Origin of the sequence: Solimicrobium silvestre, from assembly GCF_002976435.1 — a bacterium.
Classification (GTDB): Bacteria; Pseudomonadota; Gammaproteobacteria; order Burkholderiales; family Burkholderiaceae_D; genus Solimicrobium; species Solimicrobium silvestre.
The window spans coordinates 146,087-164,571 of record NZ_PUGF01000012.1; the positions used below are offsets into that span (position 1 = coordinate 146,087).

General features: G+C 47.5%; 17 protein-coding genes and 1 pseudogene. 7 read left to right on the forward strand and 11 right to left on the reverse strand.

Annotation, left to right across the window (positions count from 1 at the left end; genetic code table 11):
* The first annotated feature begins 4 nt into the window (after positions 1-4).
* The 4 genes from S2091_RS13655 to S2091_RS13670 are packed head-to-tail and all read left to right on the forward strand — an operon-like array spanning position 5 to position 1,498.
* Positions 5-436, forward strand: a complete 432-nt coding sequence (locus S2091_RS13655) for a hypothetical protein (RefSeq protein ID WP_105532498.1) — start codon at positions 5-7, stop codon at positions 434-436.
* Positions 433-660, forward strand: coding sequence for a hypothetical protein (locus S2091_RS13660; protein WP_105532499.1), 228 nt, complete (start codon positions 433-435; stop codon positions 658-660). The genes S2091_RS13655 and S2091_RS13660 overlap by 4 nt, the downstream gene beginning before the upstream one ends.
* On the forward strand, positions 657-1,025 hold the full coding sequence (locus tag S2091_RS13665) for a ubiquitination-like system serine protease family protein (protein WP_105532500.1): 369 nt from the start codon (positions 657-659) through the stop codon (positions 1,023-1,025). Before S2091_RS13660 ends, S2091_RS13665 begins: the two co-directional genes overlap by 4 nt.
* Positions 1,019-1,498, forward strand: coding sequence for a hypothetical protein (locus tag S2091_RS13670; protein WP_105532501.1), 480 nt, complete (start codon positions 1,019-1,021; stop codon positions 1,496-1,498). The genes S2091_RS13665 and S2091_RS13670 overlap by 7 nt, the downstream gene beginning before the upstream one ends.
* 499 nt (positions 1,499-1,997) lie before the next feature.
* Here the strand turns inward: S2091_RS13670 and S2091_RS13675 are convergent, their stop codons facing one another.
* The 11 genes from S2091_RS13675 to gspG all read right to left on the reverse strand — a co-directional run bounded on the left by S2091_RS13675 (position 1,998) and on the right by gspG (position 12,033).
* The gene (locus S2091_RS13675) at positions 1,998-2,510 is read right to left on the reverse strand and encodes a type II secretion system protein (protein WP_105532502.1); all 513 of its coding nucleotides are present in this window, start codon (positions 2,508-2,510) and stop codon (positions 1,998-2,000) included.
* Positions 2,511-2,513: 3 nt separating this feature from the next.
* Positions 2,514-2,897, reverse strand: coding sequence for a type II secretion system protein (locus S2091_RS13680; protein ID WP_243405419.1), 384 nt, complete (start codon positions 2,895-2,897; stop codon positions 2,514-2,516).
* Positions 2,898-2,902: 5 nt separating this feature from the next.
* Positions 2,903-3,391: a type II secretion system protein gene (locus tag S2091_RS13685; protein ID WP_105532520.1), complete on the reverse strand. Its 489-nt coding sequence runs from the start codon at positions 3,389-3,391 to the stop codon at positions 2,903-2,905.
* A 74-nt stretch (positions 3,392-3,465) separates the two neighbouring features.
* Entirely contained in the window at positions 3,466-5,928 is a 2,463-nt protein-coding gene (locus tag S2091_RS13690) for a cohesin domain-containing protein (protein ID WP_105532504.1), read from the reverse strand.
* Between the two features lie 44 nt (positions 5,929-5,972).
* Positions 5,973-6,542: a hypothetical protein gene (locus tag S2091_RS13695; RefSeq protein WP_105532505.1), complete on the reverse strand. Its 570-nt coding sequence runs from the start codon at positions 6,540-6,542 to the stop codon at positions 5,973-5,975.
* Positions 6,539-7,159 (reverse strand): hypothetical protein, encoded by a 621-nt coding sequence (locus S2091_RS13700; protein WP_105532506.1) that lies wholly within the window; start codon positions 7,157-7,159, stop codon positions 6,539-6,541. The genes S2091_RS13695 and S2091_RS13700 overlap by 4 nt, the downstream gene beginning before the upstream one ends.
* A complete protein-coding gene (locus S2091_RS13705) occupies positions 7,156-7,707 on the reverse strand; it encodes a PilN domain-containing protein (RefSeq protein WP_105532507.1) in 552 nt (183 codons plus the stop codon). The genes S2091_RS13700 and S2091_RS13705 overlap by 4 nt, the downstream gene beginning before the upstream one ends.
* A complete protein-coding gene (locus tag S2091_RS13710; RefSeq protein WP_105532508.1) occupies positions 7,704-8,573 on the reverse strand; it encodes a hypothetical protein in 870 nt (289 codons plus the stop codon). Before S2091_RS13710 ends, S2091_RS13705 begins: the two co-directional genes overlap by 4 nt.
* Positions 8,566-10,242 (reverse strand): GspE/PulE family protein, encoded by a 1,677-nt coding sequence (locus S2091_RS13715; RefSeq protein ID WP_423828241.1) that lies wholly within the window; start codon positions 10,240-10,242, stop codon positions 8,566-8,568. Before S2091_RS13715 ends, S2091_RS13710 begins: the two co-directional genes overlap by 8 nt.
* 5 nt (positions 10,243-10,247) lie before the next feature.
* Positions 10,248-11,435, reverse strand: coding sequence for a type II secretion system F family protein (locus S2091_RS13720; protein WP_105532509.1), 1,188 nt, complete (start codon positions 11,433-11,435; stop codon positions 10,248-10,250).
* A gap of 163 nt (positions 11,436-11,598) precedes the next feature.
* Positions 11,599-12,033: a type II secretion system major pseudopilin GspG gene (gspG, locus tag S2091_RS13725; protein WP_105532510.1), complete on the reverse strand. Its 435-nt coding sequence runs from the start codon at positions 12,031-12,033 to the stop codon at positions 11,599-11,601.
* Positions 12,034-12,856: 823 nt separating this feature from the next.
* On the opposite strand from gspG, the gene S2091_RS13730 reads away from it, so the two are divergent.
* The 3 genes and pseudogenes from S2091_RS13730 to S2091_RS13740 form a co-directional block, all read left to right on the forward strand.
* Entirely contained in the window at positions 12,857-15,415 is a 2,559-nt protein-coding gene (locus S2091_RS13730) for a DUF6531 domain-containing protein (protein ID WP_105532511.1), read from the forward strand.
* Positions 15,416-15,932: 517 nt separating this feature from the next.
* Entirely contained in the window at positions 15,933-18,014 is a 2,082-nt protein-coding gene (locus tag S2091_RS13735; protein WP_165794988.1) for a DUF6531 domain-containing protein, read from the forward strand.
* Positions 18,014-18,485, forward strand: a pseudogene (locus S2091_RS13740) (hypothetical protein); the annotation flags it as partial. The gene S2091_RS13735 and the pseudogene S2091_RS13740, both read left to right, overlap by 1 nt.

Here is an 18,485-nt window from a genome sequence, read left to right on the forward strand (position 1 = left end):
CACTATGCAAACAGTAAAAAACGAACACGAAATTCACGAAACCATCACGATTGATGTTTTCTATCCCGATCACCCGCCGCGCACTGAAAGCAAAGTATTTAAAGCTACAAAAAAGCACTGGCACCAACTTGGCGCGGTCTGCGGTGTTTGCAAAACAAAAGAGAAAGTCGAGATACATCACAAGTTTATCGAGTGGGCTGACAGTGAAGGTACGGACTGGGACAAAGTCAGATTAGAGCACCCAGATTTCGACTGGGCATCGTTTAAGGATGATCCTGATTTCATTGATAGCGTCTATAACACAGAGCCACTTTGCGAAAAGCATCATCGTGGCCCAGCTCCACACGGCAAGCATTTTACTCCAGAACCTATCTGGAATATGCAGAAGTATCAGCGTGCTGATTTTGTGTATTCGCCGGATGAGGTCGCCAAGTGAACCAGGTCGTAAAGGACATTTTGACCGGCATCGATGGGCAGTCATTCGCCATCGTCAAGGTGCTCGGCTTTGCAGTCGTTCTGGTGTTCATCCTGATTGAGGTCGCCGCTTTCATCACTGGGAAGCCGTTTGATGGACAGGCTTATGGCATTGGAGCCGGCGCCGCGATTGCCGCCATGGGTGGCGCAATCAAACTTTCCGAAACTTCGGAGCCAAAGCCATGAGTCAACTATCTCCAATTCTTCGTGGCGGGGAGGATGGCTATTTAATGTTTTGGTGCCCCGGCTGCGACCGTGCTCATACAGTGCGGCACGGAACTGGGTTGGGTGAACGATGGGGCTGGAATGGAAATGCACTTAAGCCGACATTTACCCCATCTGTTTTAGTCACATATCCCCACTGGGTGCCTCCGATTACCAATGAAAATCATGAGCAATATAAAGAGAATCCTTGGGAGCAGCACCAGGTCAAAGACATTTGCCATAGCTTTGTTGTTGATGGGCGTATTCAATTTTTAAACGACTGCACGCATTCGCTTGCAGGTCAAACCGTTGATTTGCCCGAGTGGCCGGAGGAAACACCATGTTAGGAATTTACACAATTTACGCAAAGATTGCCGGGGTAGTCGCCTTGGTAGTAGCTATCCTATTTGGCCTTTGGTATCTCGATCACCGCGGATTCGTCCGAGGCGAAGCGACTATTCAAGATCAATGGGATAAGGCTCAGCGACAAGCAACAGCCGATACCTTGAAAATCCAGCAAGCCAACGATAAAAAACTTAATGAAAGTGAGCAAAAATATGTTGATCAAAAAAATGCCAATGACGCTTTGCTTGCTGATACTCGCAAGTCTGGCGGCTTGTTCTACACCCCAACAGTCTGTCCCGTTAGTGTGCCCAGCGCCACTAAAGCTGTCGCCAGTGTTGATCCAGCCAGTTCCCCTGGACGGAATGACTCGGGCACAATCAATCTTACAGAATTTGCAGAAGAAGTTGAGCAACTCGGGCACGATAAGGACGAGCTCGCCATCCGATTAAACGCAATCGCGGCTGAAAATAAATGAATATCCTATTGATAATATTATTGGTAGCCGCGATTCAAGTTGGAATAATCTGGGGTTCAATTAAGTTAGGCATGAAGCTGATGATGGTTGAAATAAACAAGATGTGTGGATATGGAAAATAGCAGATATAGGGGGGGGGCGTGCCAGGCTTGTTTGCATGCTCAATAGTGGCTATTTTTATGCATAAATCATCTCCGCAACTCAATGCTAATTTGAAGCCAGCATTAGCTCTTAGAATGGTTAAATATTACAAGTTGCGGAGATTAAAAGTAACTAAGTAACTGTTTACGTTAGTATGTGTAGCGGACTTAAAATCCGCCGCTTTCGTGAATAACGGGCGTGCCGGTTCAATTCCGGCCTCGGGCACCAGTAGTTTTCAGGTTGTATCGTAAGAGCTTAAAACCGCATAACTCGCTATGAGAATGCGGTTTTTTGTTTTTGGATGTACATTCGCTATAAATGTTACTGGTCAATATCCGTGAGGGGCCAATTTATAACATTATTTCCCAATTAGTAGTGGTGCTGTAAACAGCCATTCTCGATAAGAAGTTTTTCCTTCAAATAATTGAAACGCGGGCTCAAAATTACCAATTTTGATTGGCCCATCTTTCGATAAACTATAGATGCCAATAATTCCACTGCCATCAATTGCTGCCACGGTTCCCCATTCTTGCTTGCCAGTGAGAGGATCAATATAGATCTTGCGTAAATGGCGTCGAATGGTGGGGTAGCGTGGATCTTTTAATAAATCCTGTAATGATGCAGGGGCAGAGGATTGCCCCGTTGGTGTGGCGTTTGCGTAGCTTACGAAGGCTGATTGAAACTGAGAGCCAATGGCTAGGAGTTCTTCTTCTGCTGCACGTCGCTGCATGATAGATCCTATTTGAACCGTAGCAACGGCGGCTATTCCGATAAGGGCAACGGATATTAATAGGGCGAGATAAGCAAAGCCAGAAATGCTGCGATTTAAGCGAGTATAAGAATGATGCGTCGGGATTTTTTTCTTACTCATGATTTACAAACTACTAAAAGATTGCCCAAGATGAGTTTGTCCAGGCGCTCCACTTTTAATATTATAGACATTACCTTTTTCCTGGTCGTCGGGAGCAATCAAAATCCATGTCGCGGTACTTTGCGTTATGGGATCCATCGGTAATGAGCGCAAATATTTTTTGTTCACAAGATCCGCTAATGTGTCTGGATATTTCCCGGTATCGCCGTAAAATTTATCAATTGCATCGCGCGTTGCTTGTAAATTACTTATCAAAATAGTTTCTTTAGACGCGTCAATAGTTTGAAAATATCGAGGTACCGCTAACGTTAATAAGAGCGCGATAATTGCTAACACCACTAATAATTCAATCAGGGTAAATCCGCGTTGTCGATTTTTAGCATACATCGTGATCACCATTTATTGTAGGGTACGCCGTTCAGGCCAACTTTGGTCGAGGTGGAGTACACATCATAGACATCCTCCCCTTCTTGAGGATCAGTCGCTTCACTGGCATAACTACGAAGCCCCCATGAAGTTGCTTCTGGAGTGTTTGTATTTGTATTCATGGGGTCGCGTGGAACACGTCGTAAAAAGAATATTTTATTACGCTTGGGATCACGCTGATCAGAAACACCTTCGACTAGTATATTCAACTCCTTCGGATATCCATTGCTGCCAATTGGTTTTGGAATACGGCCATCATTTGTTGCTCTTTGATATGCGTCAATACCTTGCCGTATTTCGCGTAACGCCAAGCGTAATTCCTGTTCTTGAACGCGTTGCCGCGCCACTTGAGCAATGGGCGCAGTCATGCTCGCCAACACACCTAAAATAGCTAAGGTGACGAGCAGCTCAATGAGAGTAAAACCGGATATACGGCCCAATTGTTGCGGAAGCATGTCATTGGGGCGTGATAATGTTGGGTTACAAGCTAGTAATCGGTAAGGCGGGTGATGATAAGGCAGTCCGAACATTATGGCGTTACCTGCAGTACAAATGGCGTTGGTATGGCGACAGGAATCGGTGTATTTCCTGCGCCAACGGGCGTTGCACTAAGTACTTGAATAGTGGTGGGGCCCGCTACGGAGAGTGCGCGAAAGGTCACTGTCGCCAGCACTGCCGTATTTGTTATGCCACTACTATTTGACGTGCTATCTGAAAGAGCGATTTGCCCATTGGGGTTGATGCGACTGGTGAAATTAGTTGGTGCAGCGCCTTGTTTAAGATAAGTTCCTTCACTGACACCAATAACTTGTAATTTCGTACTATCAAAACCTAGCGTGAGCGGAATGCTGCTAATGGGTTGACTTGATTGCATCATCAGCGCAACGGCAACAGTTCCACCTGCTGCTACCTGGTTTGGACTTTGCCAGTTGAACTGAACCTGGCTTACTCCATTTGCTACACCCCCGGCTGCTGGCGCCCCAGCTCCTGCGGCATTGATGCTTCCAGCACCCGCTGGCGTATCACCACTCCCCATAGGTGTGCCAGCGCCAAGGTCACTTGAGGCTGACGTAGGCGAGGTTGCTGACTCGGAGTTAGTTAAAGCGTTTAATCCATTCGGTGAATGAGGCGGTGTTGGTCGTTGTGCCATAGGTTTTGCAAGCGTGGTTGCCGCTGGTGTTGATATAGGTGTATTTTCACTGTTGTCGCTAGCTATAGCGCGTGTATGCAGGCTACTTTCTGTGCCGGAAAGGAAATAAGCGTCATTAGCATCAGGTCGTTGAATATTGCGTATCAGATGCGGTGTAATAGAAAGAACGATCTCGGTATTTTGATCATTATTTGTCGTGGAGCCGAATAATCGACCAAGAATCGGCATGCTGCCAACGCCGGGAATTTTGTTGCCAGATGTGCGTTCTTGGTTATCAATTAAGCCTGCTAACACGTCTGTCTCACCATTTTTTAAGCGCAATACAGTAGAAGCGGTACGGGTACCGATTTCGTAAGCATTCGTACCAGATTGCGTAGTGATTTGATTGAGAATGCTACTCACTTCTAATGAGACTTTAATTCCCACGTTATCATCGAGATAGATAGTCGGTTCTACATTTAGAGTAAGGCCAATATCAATATAGTTAATGGATTGGGAGACGAATCCCGTTGAGGTCGCTGTTGAAGTTATATTTGGTACGCGTTCACCAATTAAGATTTTTGCTTTTTCATGATTACGTACTCGAATTCGCGGGTTAGTCAGTAATTTAGCATCAGAATCTTGAAGATTGGCATTAATCGTGGTCGCGCCGATTGATGCGCCCAGTGTGTTTTTACTTTGATGTAGTAAATCATTTAAAGAAAGTCCGCTAGTACTGGTGGAGCTCGTCGATCCGGTGCTCGATTGAAGAACGCTGAGTGGCTGCGGTGTCAGACCTAACGACGCTGGCCATTGGATACCTAAGTTTTGTAAAAATGTCCGTTGCACTTCTAGCACTTCCACTTCTAACATAACTTCCGGTTCTGCAACGTCTTGCAGGGCGACGAGTTTTTCCGCCAATTTAATTGCATCAGGACTGTCGCGCACAATAATCATATTTAATTTATCGTCCACGACAATGTCATGGGATTTAATGATTGTTTTTAAGGTATTGGCGACGTTCTTTGCCTCTGCATTTGTTAGGAAGAAGGTACGCACGACCAGCTCTTGATATTCTTTTTGTTTAGCGGGCGTATTAGGATAAATTAAAATCGTATTGCTATCTAAAACTTGTTTGTCGAGCTGATTTGTCATTAAGGTGAAATGAATAGCCGATTCAATGCTGCTATTTTTTAAAAAAATCGAGGTTCTTTGATCGGTTTTTACTTCTTTGTCAAATAAGAAATTTAGCCCCGATGTGCGTGAAATCACTTCAAACACTTGTTTTAAGGCGACATCTTTGAATTCGATGGTTATTTTCTTTTGAAACGTTTTAGCTAATTGGGTATCCGCAGAGAATAGCGCTACTTTTTCATCAATCGCCTTTTTTAAAGCAATTGCTCGAGTATTTTTTGCGTTATCAATCAAGACTTCAGCAACTTTTTTTCGAGCACTCTCCAAGTCTTTTTTAGCGAAATCGGCATCCGCTGCATTGAGTAATTGAGTCTGACGTTGTGCGCTGTCAATCGCCATTAACCCAGCTAAGGCTTTTTCGTTACCAGGTACGATGATCAGTGCATGTTGGTATACGTTTTTAGCTTCATCCAGCGAACCATTGTTAACTAACAGATCGGCTTGTTCCAAATAACGATATAAAGAGCGCTCACGAGTTTGCAAATATGCTTCGCGATATTTGGCATCATGTGGATCGTTGGCAAGTGCTTCTTTAAATTTGGATAAACCTTCGTCCATTTTTCCTTCTTCAACTAGGTTTTTGCCATCACGATAAGCGAGCTGGCCAGCACAGCCTGCCAGCAAAATACTGACGATAATTCCGCTGCACAAGATGAATCGTTTTTGCATAGATGTTCTAGGTAAAGATAAAGGCAGATCGGGTCGCTTCAACATTATTCTGCGTCTCCGACGGTGATTGTTTGTGTTTGCTTAAGCGGTAAATAAGTCATAGTCAAGGTCGGTGGTGTGATGGAGTCAACCCGATAGGTCGCTTCGATAAGGCTATTGGTATGCACGATAGCGATCGTGTCACCGCGCGCAAGGTACACCTCCCAAACGCCATCTTCCATTTTTTTTCCTAAATAGGTAAATGGCATGCTAGGGGCGGTTGGCGGTGGCGGTGGGACCGGCTTCGGTGGCGGCGGTGCTGGAGGTAACCAATTTTGGTTGCCAAACAAGGTGCTGTTATTTGTTGATACGATTTTATGCATCGCCTCTTCACGAGTGAGTAAAACTAATATTACTGGTTCCGGTTTCGCACCATCACTTGATGGCGTATTTTTCGACGCCCGCGTATCACTATTAATTGCGGCTAATAATGTTTGATCATGGCTTGGTGTCATCGTTGTCGCAGCACGCGCAACAGGCTCAACAACGTGATCAGCAGGGCTTTTATCACCGAAAATAGCCAAACCAGCAGCCGCTACAAATCCAACTGCCATGACGATATGACGTAATTTCATTGTAACTCCCCCTGTTTCACTGATGAAGCTAAGGAGTTATTTTCAGGTTCCGACACATCGTCCAAATACAGCGTAAAACGTATGCGTGTTTCGATGATTTGATTAGAAATCGAGGCGCGCTTGAAATTGAGTTCATCCAATGCCGCAAAGGGGATGGATAGTAGCACTTGATCACAGAAGCCCCGGATCATGCTGTATTGCCCCTTTACCGGCATCGTGACGGTGTAGGTGTGAAAGTGGCCGTTTTTATTCTGCGCTAATTTGTACTCTGCCTGATTTAGTATCAAGCCATTTTTTGTGGCTAAGCCGATTAAAGAAGCTACTTGCTGCTCAACATAATGCGTTTCTCCCAATGCCGAATAGAAAGCACGTAACCGTTGTTCGGACTGCGTTAATTCGACCGCCGAGGTTGCTTTAGGAAGTTGATTTACTGTGACTTGCGTTTGCTGCAATTTAGTTTGGCTGATCATCCGTTGTTGTTTTAAGTAAGGAACAGCCCATAGCCACGCAATTGATCCGCTAAGACACAAGAGAATGGCTAGTGCATTACTCCAACCGAGTTGGCGACACCCTAAACGTAGTTTAAGAGCGAATTGTGAAATGGACGTCAGTTTCATGATGCCGCATTCTGCCAATGAGCTTCAAATTGAAAACGTACCGGTTTATTCGGATCCAGCTGATTAATTTCGTGCATGGTGATAAATATGTCGCTAAAAAAATCTTCTTTTTTGAGTAATTCAATATAACGCACCATGTCATCGCTATCTTTTGCTTCGGCGATTCCCTTGACGGCATTACGCCTTGCATCCGGTTCCAGCGATAGTAGGGCAATCGTTGTTGGTGTAGCCGATTCCATGGCATCCAAGACATCACGCCAAGGTAAATTCAATTGAGCAATAGCTGTATTCACCGCGTTGGCTTGTGTTTCGGTAATGGTCGATTTTTTGCGAACAGTTTTTGGGTTGTTACGCGCATTGAGCTGCGGTGTTAATAATTGCAATGTTTTTTTATTCGCATCAATGTTGTGCTGCTGTTGCAGACCAATGACGATAGCACTGGCACAAAGGGCCAGGCCGATACAAATAAAAAACCATGTCCTGATTTGGGTGCGATACAACGTTCTTGCGAATGTTGGTGGTGCAAAATCGATACGATTAATTGTCATGCTCCTACTCCGCAGTAAATTAATTGCCGCGCCGGAGATAGGATTTGCGGTAATGAGGCTACTGTTGAGGATTGATTTTGCTGCTCGACTAAGTTGAGAACAAGCTGATCCACAACAGGGGTAGCTGCTTTGTCGCCCCAATAGTGATGTTGATTACCGACGACTTGGATTTGCTTAGGTGCGGTCACATTGTGCTGCAATGCAGTTCGCGTTAGTTGTTCTGCGATCCAATCTCGATTCTGCCCGTGGGTCGGAATCGCTATTGTCCGAATTCCAATTAAGTGTTGGGGGTGTAATTCAGAAGTAATACCCAGCGTCAAGGTCGCGTCTTGAACTACACCGAACCAATTGTTTGGTTTTAATTTGGAACTCCATTGATTCCACACGGTGACAAAGTAAGGTCGGACTGAAAGCAGAGGCATACGGCGTTCTTGGGCAATCTGTTGCAGCGTATTGAGTAATGAGCGTGGGTAAGCGCAAGCTAAAAAAGGGCGATCCACTTGCCAATCGGCGTTTATTTGCCAATCAGCGCTGACCTTTCCATACAGTGCTTGAAATCGCATAGTTGCCGCAGCCACCAGATCTGAATAGTGTTCTGCATTGTGCGGTGGAGTCACCATAAAAAGGTGCCCCCATTCATCGCTCAGCGTGACTAGTAATGGCAGAGTGGTGCAGGAAGGCAGCGTTAGTAGTGCATCACATTGGTTTTTTAACTGATCTGAACTTAATGCTTGATCTGCTAATAGTGATATTTTCTTGTTCCAGCCACCACTGGTGCGTGCTAAGGCAATTCCCTTGGTGGTAATGCCCAAATGAAGCCGAGCACCACAAAGGCGGCTGACGACATTACGTAACGGATTAAGCATGTAAAGTCACCCGTTTAATTTCAGATAAGGTTGTTTCACTACGCTTAACTAACTCCAGCGCAGCTTCACGTAAACTGCGTGTCCCATTCTTACGGGCGGCCTCTTTAATTTGGCGAATCGGACGTTTTTCGATCACCATCTCGCGGATTTCGTCCGTTAAAGTCAAAATTTCGGCAATGGCACGACGCCCCTTGTAACCGGTACCTCGGCAATCGCCGCAGCCTTTGCCTTGTTTGAATACATAGTCATGGCACTCGTCACGTTGTAAATGCACCCGTTCCAATTCCAGTTCAGTCGGTATATAAGAGGTGGCGCAATGCGGGCAATTTAAACGAATTAAGCGCTGCGCCCAGATACCATTTAATGCAGAAACAAACGCATAAGGATCGATACCCATATGGGTGAAGCGACCAAAGACATCAAATACATTGTTGGCATGCACTGTAGTAAGAACTAAATGGCCCGTCAGTGCCGACTGCACGGCAATTTCTGCCGTTTCTTTATCACGGATTTCACCCACCATTATTTTGTCTGGATCATGCCGGAGAATCGAACGCAGCCCTTTTGCAAAGGTCAGCCCTTTTTTTTCATTCACGGGAATTTGCAGAATGCCAGGCAGTTGGTATTCCACCGGATCTTCAATCGTGATGATTTTGTCGCGCCCATTATGAATTTCAGTCAATGCTGCATACAGCGTGGTGGTTTTGCCGGAACCTGTCGGACCCGTCACCAATAGCATGCCATATGCCTCTTCAGCCAAGCCGCGCAGAGTAATGAGCGACGGGGCATCAAAGCCAAGTGCTTCTAGGGTCAACGCGCCATAGGCTTCAATCATGGCGCGTTTATCGAGAATACGGATCACCGCATCTTCGCCATGAATACTCGGCATGATCGACACGCGCAAATCAATTTCTCGTCCGCCTGACTCCACCCTAAAACTGCCGTCCTGCGGAATTCGACGCTCCGCAATATCTAATTCAGCCAAGACTTTTAAGCGCGAAATCACATGCTCTGCTGTTTCAGTACCATTGGCAGAGGCCGCATGATCAAGCACCCCATCCACTCGATATTTAACGGCTAATCCGCTTGCCGTGCTTTCTAAGTGGATATCCGATGCGCCGGCTTTTAATGCATCGTACAAGGTCGAATTGATGAGTTTAACGGCCGGGCTTGCTGCTTCACTGACTGAGGCGAAAGATAATACCGTCGCCGTTTTAGAGTCACGCCGTGTCGCATCAGTGGTCGGCCCAAGGTTATCTACTGCACGTGCCGATTCTTCTAATTTAGACAAATAAGCTTGAATATCGGCTTGCAAAGCAAAGCAAATTTCCAATGCGCCGCCAGCTTGCGCTTCTAACCAAATCGGTAAATCGGCATCAAATGGATCTGCAATAACGCCAATAATACGTTCATCGGCTGATCGTAATAAAACACAATAGCGCTGCATGGCACGCGACAGCGGTAATAAATCAAACGCGGGTGCCAATGCCAGCATTTCAGCTGTTTCGATGACGGTTAGTCCAAACGGTTTGGCCACAGCTTGCACTAAACTACGTGGGTCACTTTGGGTCATCGCTTCTAATTCAATCATGATGGAGCGATGCGATTTGGCAGCTTGCAGGCGTGCTTGCTGTATTAGCGCAGTATCAATCGTCGGTGGCGCGATAATGTCGTTCAAGATAAGCTTCCTGCCAAGTCAAAGATCGGCATATACAACAGCACCACGATGCCTCCGACAACAATGCCGATGATCGCCATGAGTATCGGTTCAAACATGCGTGCAAAACGATCTATCCAACGACTGATTTCACCGTCATAAAATGCAGCAGATTGTGTGAGCATCGAACCGAGTTCTCCAGAGCGTTCACCCACGCGCAGCATACGCAATGAGATGGATGTAGTTAATTGATTGGCCTCAAAGGCATTTGATAAAGGAATGCCGGATTGTATTGAATGCGTTGCCTGTTGCAAGTGACGCTGCATTTCCGACGACACAATGCCTTGCACCGTGCCCATTGCCGTCACAATCGGGATGCCTCCTTCAAGTAACATCCCTAGGGTTAAATAGAGGCGTGCTAATTCATAAATGCGTATCCGCTCACCTAGGCCAGGAATGCGGTATGCCAGACGTGCAACACCACCTGTTTTTAGAAAATAGCGCACTAAAAAAACCAGAGCCGTCAGAATAAGCGCGGTGCTGATGAGTAATGTCGTCGTACGTGTAGCCGCAAACTGCCCCCAATCTAATAGCAGTTGTGACATCCATGGCAAATTACGACCGGCACCGCGATACACTTCAGCAAAGCGCGGGACTACATAACCGATTAAAAAGAATGCGACGCCGCCGCCGACGAATAATAAAATTAACGGATAAATTGCTGCACTGACGACCTTGCTGCGCACTGTATTAATGCGTTGTTGGTAGTCGATAAAGCGCGTAAGGGATCGGGGTAAATCACTAGTACCTTCCGCTGCTTTAATAATGCCGATATAGAGTGGGGTGAATAAGTTAGGTTGTTCTGCCAATACTCCGGAAAAGCGTTTTCCTTCGCGTAATCCGGTGAGTAATCGCGTCAAAATATGCCGAGTGCCAAGGTTGGCTTCTTTCTCCAGTAATGCCTCCAGACTTTCCACAATAGAAAGCCCTGCGTTGAGTAGCGCGAGTAGTTCTTGGCTGAATAAAACGAGCGACAACTGTCCCTTGGTCGATTTACCTTGTCTCAAGCCGCGGGCCGGCGAAATGTCTGACGCATAGAGTCCGCGAGCTTCAATTTGGCGACGGGCATCTACTTCGTCGATAGCATCAATGGTCACTAAGGTTAGAACATGGTCAGAGGAAAGTGCGCGAACGTCAAACTGCATACACACCCTCAAGGCGAATTTCGCGATCGGATAACAAATTGGAATTGGGGGAAACGGATAGAAAGACAAATTTCATACGCGGCATATGCAAAATCCAAGCCGCAGAATTTATCATCCTATGTCGCTGAATAAGTAATTGCTGCATCAATAACGACGTCATGGGTTATTGATTGCTGATGTCGGCATCGTCACCAACCCCGCCGGGTTGGCCGTCTTTGCCATAAGAAATAATCTCAAAATCGCCCTTAGTGCCTGGTACTTTGTAGATGTAGGGATGACCCCAAGGGTCCAGTGGGATATCTTTTTTTAAATATGGGCCGTTCCACTTTTCGGCATCAGCAGGTTTGATGTTTAACGCGGATAAGCCTTCTTCGGCGGTCGGGAAACGCCCCACATCCAGGCGGAACGTGTCGACCGCTTTATCAAATGCTTCAATTTGAGATTTAGCAATAGTGACTTCGGATTTACCGAGTTGCGCAAAGTACTTTGGCCCCACATAGGCTGCAAGCAAACCGATGATGACAATGACGACCAACAATTCCAGAAGAGTGAAGCCAGTATTTTTTGGGGGGGTAGTTGGAATTTTATACTTATACATCGAAAAAAAGAGGATTGGTTTTTTGGGGTTCCACTAGAAGTACTTCACAAAAATAGCTTTGAAGTCACTATGGAAATTCAACAAAAATAGCCAAAAAATAATAAGGTCGAGCATTGACGTCGGCATCTCTGCGACACTGCTATCTTGAATAAGTGTGAGTATTTATGTGTTGCTCAAAGGAACTCTGGGAATGTACAGCATTTTTCGGATAAAGGCTATGTCATTTATTGCGCATTTTCATTATTTAGCGTTATGAGAAAGATGGAATTGCTAAAAAATATTGGTGTTTTTGAAGTGGGTGATAAGGAATGTCTGATAAGGGTATATACAAAAATTCGCTTACATAGTATCTTGCCGAATCTTTTTACTTGGCAATAATTTAGGTTGATATTTACATACTTATTAAAATAAATTGCTGTTGTTCTAATATGGTAAAAATTAAACAAATATTGTTGCTGATTGGTTTTGTATTTGAATGGCAATCTAAATTTACAACACTCTAATAAAGCACCTCGTGCTGGCGAATGATCGATAAATGTTTAAAAAATAATTCCTTGTCAAGCTGTACCTTCAAATTTATTTCTGTCCCCCTAAGAAGTTTAAATTAAACCGACACATTGCTGAAAGTCTGCGCTGCTCTGCCAACTGAAATCTAGAACAAACCAACACAGCCTGTGGTATGGATTGTCGGATTAATTGTGTAATCGTTGCGTTAAATTGTCTCCAGCATATGGCTAGATTTCAATGGTGAAAGCATTTTCTTATCGGTTTAAATTGGAGTGCCGCTTTCTGTTGATTACCTTTGTTAATAAGTGTGTAAAAAATGAAATTTTGCAAATGGATTGTTGTAATCTTTTTTCTGTTGACCATGTCGGCTGCTTACTCTCAGTCTTCGCTGACACCGACCTATTCTCCAACTGTTAAATCATGGGGACCATTTGGTGTTACTACCCTTGCTGGGTTTACTAATTTGTGCGATAACTTTTGGGGCGTAAATCAACCCGTTCAAATTTATGGGCCATTGTTTACGTATGCTACTGTTACGTATTATTGTAGTGTTGGTGGCAATGAAGAGCCTTTAGATTTTTATATTCAATCTTTTTGTCCTAGTGGCAGTCTAAGCGCAGATTCAACAACCTGCACGTGCCCACCACCGACAGACCCAACGACCGAGAAAAGTTTCTATGATCCAGTCGGCCAAAAATGTTTCTCGGCAAACCAAGTTCCCGCCACACCCTGGTACAAGCCCATCAATTTAGGTTGTCCATCGTGTAGTTCAGGTGCCCCACCCATATCGACAGGCGATCCCGTCCATATAGGAACGGGAAACGTTTTCGAAAAGCTGACGGATATAGCGGTATCGGCACCGTCATCCGACCTGCGGCTGCAGCGTACCTACAACAGTTCACCAGCACAAAATGCGATCCGTTCTTTTGGTACTAGTTGGACGCAATCGTACGATGTCAGCATCATACCTCTAGGCCCGGTAAGTCCGGCGAACGTTGTGCTATTCGCCTTCCCGGAAATCTGCTGGCAGCGTACGGACAATGGGTATATCTGGTGTGAATATCCTGTTTTGGATTCTAATGGACCCAAACCACAAATGGTGAGTGTCGTTCGTGCCAATGGAAAAGGCCTTTATTTCATTTCTGGTATCGCTTCGGGCGGAACCATGCATTGGACGCCCGATGTCGGTGTTACTGGCCAACTTACGTCCACCATGGCCAGCGATGGCGTCACGCCAACCAATTATATTTTTACCGATACCGACAATCACAGCGAAACGTATGATGCGAATGGCCTGCTACTGAATACTCTGGCGCAAAACGGTAGCACGCAACAAATGACATACAGTACCGGTACCACAAACGACAGCAGTGTCGGACGTTACCCAGCGACAGCGCCAATTTGCCCACACGTACAGGCGGGTGCCGCCGTCGCTTCCGGCACGCTGCTGTGCGTGACCGATAACTGGGGCCGTCAACTGCAATTTGAACATGGCCAACCCGGAGTGAATGAATCCGTAGGACGGATCACCCTGGCGATCGACCCCAATAATCAAGTCACACAGTACGGCTACGATGGCCCCTCGGCAGGTTGTATGACCGTTAATGGCCAGCAAACCTACGCCTGCCTGGCCAGCAATTTAACCTCGATCACGTACCCGGACGGTAAAACTAAAACCCTGTATTACAACGAAGCCGCACAAATCAATGGCGGCACAGTCTGTCCCGGATCGGCTCCAGTCGGTAATGGTTTCGGTTATTTGCTCAATACCTTAACGGGAATTGTTGACGAGAATGGCAATCGCTCGGTCAGTTGGTCTTATGACTGCAATGGAATTGCTACCGCATCGCAACTCGGTGGTGGTGTCGATAAATATCAGTTCAATATTGGCCCACCAGATGCCAACGGCAACAGCAGCAGTACCGTCATATCGCCACTAGGCACTCAAATGACCTATGGCTTTACGTCAGTAAATGGTCTCATGCTTGGAAGTTCCTTTGCCCAGTCGGCAGGTAGCGGCAGTGGAGCAGCTACTGCAATCAGCACTTTCGATACAAACGGGAACCCAGCCAGCTATACCGACTTCAAAGGCAACGTCACCAACTACACGTACGACATGACGCGCAATCTGGAACTGACCCGAGTCGACGCAGCTGGCACGGCGCAAGCCAGAACAATCACGACGAGCTGGAATCCAACATACCGCTTACCAGCGCAAGTGGCCGAACCGTTACACTTAACCACGTACACCTACGACACCAACGGCAATCTGCTGAGCAAGACCCAGCAAGCGACGAGCGATGCGAACGGTAGCCAAGGACTCAGTGCAACAGTCACCGGCACCCCGCGCAGCTGGAAATACACCTACAACAGCGTCGGCCAAGTGCTCACGATCACCGGCCCCCGCACCGACGTCACCGACCTCACGCAGTTCGGCTACGACACCTACGGCAATCTGAGCAGCGTCACCAACGCCGCAGGTCAAATCACGACCTTAAGTAATTACGACTTGAATGGACATGTCGGCAGCATCACTGACCCAAATGGCTTAACCACCACCTACGTCTACAGCCCACGTGGCTGGCTAACCAGTCAAAGCAAAGGCAGCGAAGTTACCAGTTATAACTACGACGGGGTAGGGCAGTTAATTAGTGTCACGTTCCCGAATCAAGCCAAGTTAACGTATACCTACGACGCCGCGCATCGCTTAACCAGCATCGCCGACAACCTCGGCAACACCGTCAACTACACCCTGGACGCCATGGGCAACCGGACGCTGGAACAAGTCAACGAGGCCAACGGTAACCTGACTCGTCAGATCAGCCGCGTAGTGGATGCCTTAAACCGTCTTCAACAAATCACTGGAGCTCAATAATCATGTGCTTCATTACTCAGGGAAATTCATGAAACGTTTTATTTTATTTATTCTTCTATCGTTTTTTATGTTCTCGTCGTTTGCTCAGAGAGGTGCTGCTTCCGTTGCGACTGCTACTGTTTACAATCCAGTTTCATATAATATAAATGGAGTTAATGTCCCAGCTTCTTATGGCTCTTTTATTGCTGATTGTTCACCAGATCCAAAGACCACATTTGGAAGTCCTTTTACCACCATTACGATTACTGAACATACGCCAACTGTGACTGAATATTGGTGTTCTAGTTCGTACGGGTTTTATGCTTTTTTAGACGTTATGCAAACTTGTCCTCCTAGTTCTGGCACTATTTTCGATACTACGAATAGTTCCTGTATATGTCCGTCGACAGGCTCAACAACCAGCTTCAATGATTATTACAGCGATGTCCAGAAATGTGTACTCACGAATCAAGTGCCCGCACCGCCAAGAGCAAAGCCCATCAACAGTGGTTGTCCTGTTTGCGATAAAGCCAAGAGCGTGGGCGATCCCATCAACGTCGGCACCGGCAACAGCTACCAAACACAAACCGATTTGGCGGTAGTCGCTCCGTTCTCAGGGCTGAGCATTTCGCGCACCTACAACAGCCTGCCCACTAATCCGGATGCCAGCACCATACGCTCCTTTGGCACCCGCTGGACGCAGCCGTACGATGCCCGAGTAACGCCGATCGGCTGGGAAACGCCGCCCAACATGGTGACATCGACCATCCCCGTGATCTGCTGGCAACGCACAGACACCGGATATATCTGGTGTGAATATCCTAAGGTCCCAGTATGGCAGGTCGTTACCGTGACCCGCGGTGATGGCAAAGGCTTGTATTTCACCGCGCCTGCAGCCACTGCGGGGAGTCAAATTTGGACGGCGGATCAAGGCGTCACCGGCCAATTAACGTCGACAGTCGCCAGCGACGGCATCACCCCCACCAGCTTCACCTTCACCGATACCGACAACCATACTGAAACCTTTGACGGCAACGGATTGTTACTCAAGCTCACCGCCCAAAGCGGCAGCACGCAGCAATTGACTTACAGTACCGGTACCACAAACGACAGTAGCGTTTCAAGGTATCCAGCAACAGCGCCGATTTGCCCACACGTACAAGCGGGCGCCGCCGTCGCTTCCGGCACGCTGTTGTGCGTAACTGATAACTGGGGTCGGCAACTGCAATTTGAGCATGACCAACCCGGAGTGAATGAATCCGTAGGACGAATCACTTTGGCGATTGACCCCAACAATCACGTCACACAGTACGGCTACGATGGCCCCTCGGCAGGTTGTATGACCGTTAATGGCCAGCAAACCTACGCCTGCCTGGCCAGCAATTTAACCTCGATCACGTACCCGGACGGTAAAACTAAAACCCTGTATTACAACGAAGCCGCACAAATCAATGGCGGCACAGTCTGTCCCGGATCGGCTCCAGTCGGTAATGGTTTCGGTTATTTGCTCAATACCTTAACAGGCATTGTCGACGAGAACGGCACACGTTCCGTCAGCTGGACATTTGACTGCAACGGTATCGCGACTTCCTCCCAGTTAGGTGCAGGCGTTGATAGTTACCAAATCGCTGTCGGTGCTGCCGATGTCAATGGCAATAGCACGAGTGTTGTCACCTCGCCGCTAGGCACACAAACGACCTATGGATTTACCGCCGTCAATGGTTTAGTTGTCGGTAACGCGGTCGCCCAACCGGCTGGTAGTGGCAGTGCGACGGCGACGGCATCGAGCACCTTTGATGCCAATGGCAACCTGACGAGCCACACGGACTTCAACGGCCATATCACCAACTACACGTACGACGCGAATCGCAATCTCGAATTAATCCGCACCGAAGCGATGGGCACAACGCAAGCCAGAACCATCACGACGAGCTGGAATCCAACATACCGCTTACCAGCGCAAGTGGCGGAACCGTTACGTATGACCACCTACACGTACGACACGAATGGAAATTTACTCACCAAGACCCAGCAAGCCACAACGGATGTGAATGGTGTTCAGGGAGTTAGTGCGACAGTCACCGGCACCCCACGTAAATGGACTTACACGTACAACAGCGTCGGCCAGGTGCTCACGATCACCGGTCCTCGCACCGATGTCACCGACCTTACGCAGTTCGCCTACGACACCTACGGCAACCTGAGCAGCGTCACCAACGCCGCCGGTCAAGTCACCACCTTAAGCAATTACGACCTGAATGGCCATGTCGGCAGCATCACCGATCCGAACGGCTTAACCACCACCTACGCCTACAGTCCACGCGGCTGGCTAACCAGCCAAAGCCGCGGCAGTGAAGTCACCAGTTATAACTACGACGGCGCAGGTCAGTTACTCAGTGTCACGTTCCCGAATCAAGCCAAGTTAACGTACACCTACGATACGGCACACCGGTTAACCAACATCGCCGACAACCTCGGCAACACGGTCAACTACACCCTGGATGCCATGGGCAACCGGACACTAGAACAAGTCAACGACACCAGTGGCAACCTGGCTCGTCAGATCAGCCGCGTGGTGGATGCCCTAAACCGTCTTCAACAAATCACTGGAGCTCAATAATGCAGGCGCCTATCTGTCGTTGTAAATTAAACCGATCCCTAACCCTCTTAGCGACGCTGGGACTAGTGAGCCTGTCTGGCCTGGCCAGCGCCCAAACACCGCAAGTGACCACGACCAACTATGCCTATGACGCAATGGGCAATCTGACGACGGTGACGGATCCCTTAGGTAACGTCACCCGCTATGCCTACGATGGCTTAAATCGTCGCACGCAAGGCACGGACGCCAACCAGGGCCTTACTCAATTAAGCTACAACGGCCAAAGCCAGTTGATTGGTGTCACCGATCCCAGGTCACTGACGACCACCTACCAGCTCGATGGTTTAGGCAATCAAACCGCATTGACCAGTCCCGATACCGGCACCACCCAACGCTTATTTGACGCCGCCGGTAACCTGACCAGCAGCACCGATGCCAAAGGACAAACCACGACCTATACCTACGACGTACTGAGTCGGTTAACGCAAATTC

What these genes read in the sequence shown, in the direction of transcription:
- S2091_RS13655 (WP_105532498.1), top strand. Translation starts at nt 5, where the DNA reads ATGCAAACAGTAAAAAACGAACACGAAATTCACGAAACCATCACGATT.
- S2091_RS13665 (WP_105532500.1), top strand. Translation starts at nt 657, where the DNA reads ATGAGTCAACTATCTCCAATTCTTCGTGGCGGGGAGGATGGCTATTTA.
- S2091_RS13670 (WP_105532501.1), top strand. Translation starts at nt 1,019, where the DNA reads ATGTTAGGAATTTACACAATTTACGCAAAGATTGCCGGGGTAGTCGCC.
- S2091_RS13675 (WP_105532502.1), bottom strand. Translation starts at nt 2,510, where the DNA reads ATGAGTAAGAAAAAAATCCCGACGCATCATTCTTATACTCGCTTAAAT.
- S2091_RS13680 (WP_243405419.1), bottom strand. Translation starts at nt 2,897, where the DNA reads ATGTATGCTAAAAATCGACAACGCGGATTTACCCTGATTGAATTATTA.
- S2091_RS13685 (WP_105532520.1), bottom strand. Translation starts at nt 3,391, where the DNA reads ATGCTTCCGCAACAATTGGGCCGTATATCCGGTTTTACTCTCATTGAG.
- S2091_RS13690 (WP_105532504.1), bottom strand. Translation starts at nt 5,928, where the DNA reads ATGCAAAAACGATTCATCTTGTGCAGCGGAATTATCGTCAGTATTTTG.
- S2091_RS13695 (WP_105532505.1), bottom strand. Translation starts at nt 6,542, where the DNA reads ATGAAATTACGTCATATCGTCATGGCAGTTGGATTTGTAGCGGCTGCT.
- S2091_RS13700 (WP_105532506.1), bottom strand. Translation starts at nt 7,159, where the DNA reads ATGAAACTGACGTCCATTTCACAATTCGCTCTTAAACTACGTTTAGGG.
- S2091_RS13705 (WP_105532507.1), bottom strand. Translation starts at nt 7,707, where the DNA reads ATGACAATTAATCGTATCGATTTTGCACCACCAACATTCGCAAGAACG.
- S2091_RS13710 (WP_105532508.1), bottom strand. Translation starts at nt 8,573, where the DNA reads ATGCTTAATCCGTTACGTAATGTCGTCAGCCGCCTTTGTGGTGCTCGG.
- S2091_RS13720 (WP_105532509.1), bottom strand. Translation starts at nt 11,435, where the DNA reads ATGCAGTTTGACGTTCGCGCACTTTCCTCTGACCATGTTCTAACCTTA.
- gspG (WP_105532510.1), bottom strand. Translation starts at nt 12,033, where the DNA reads ATGTATAAGTATAAAATTCCAACTACCCCCCCAAAAAATACTGGCTTC.
- S2091_RS13730 (WP_105532511.1), top strand. Translation starts at nt 12,857, where the DNA reads ATGAAATTTTGCAAATGGATTGTTGTAATCTTTTTTCTGTTGACCATG.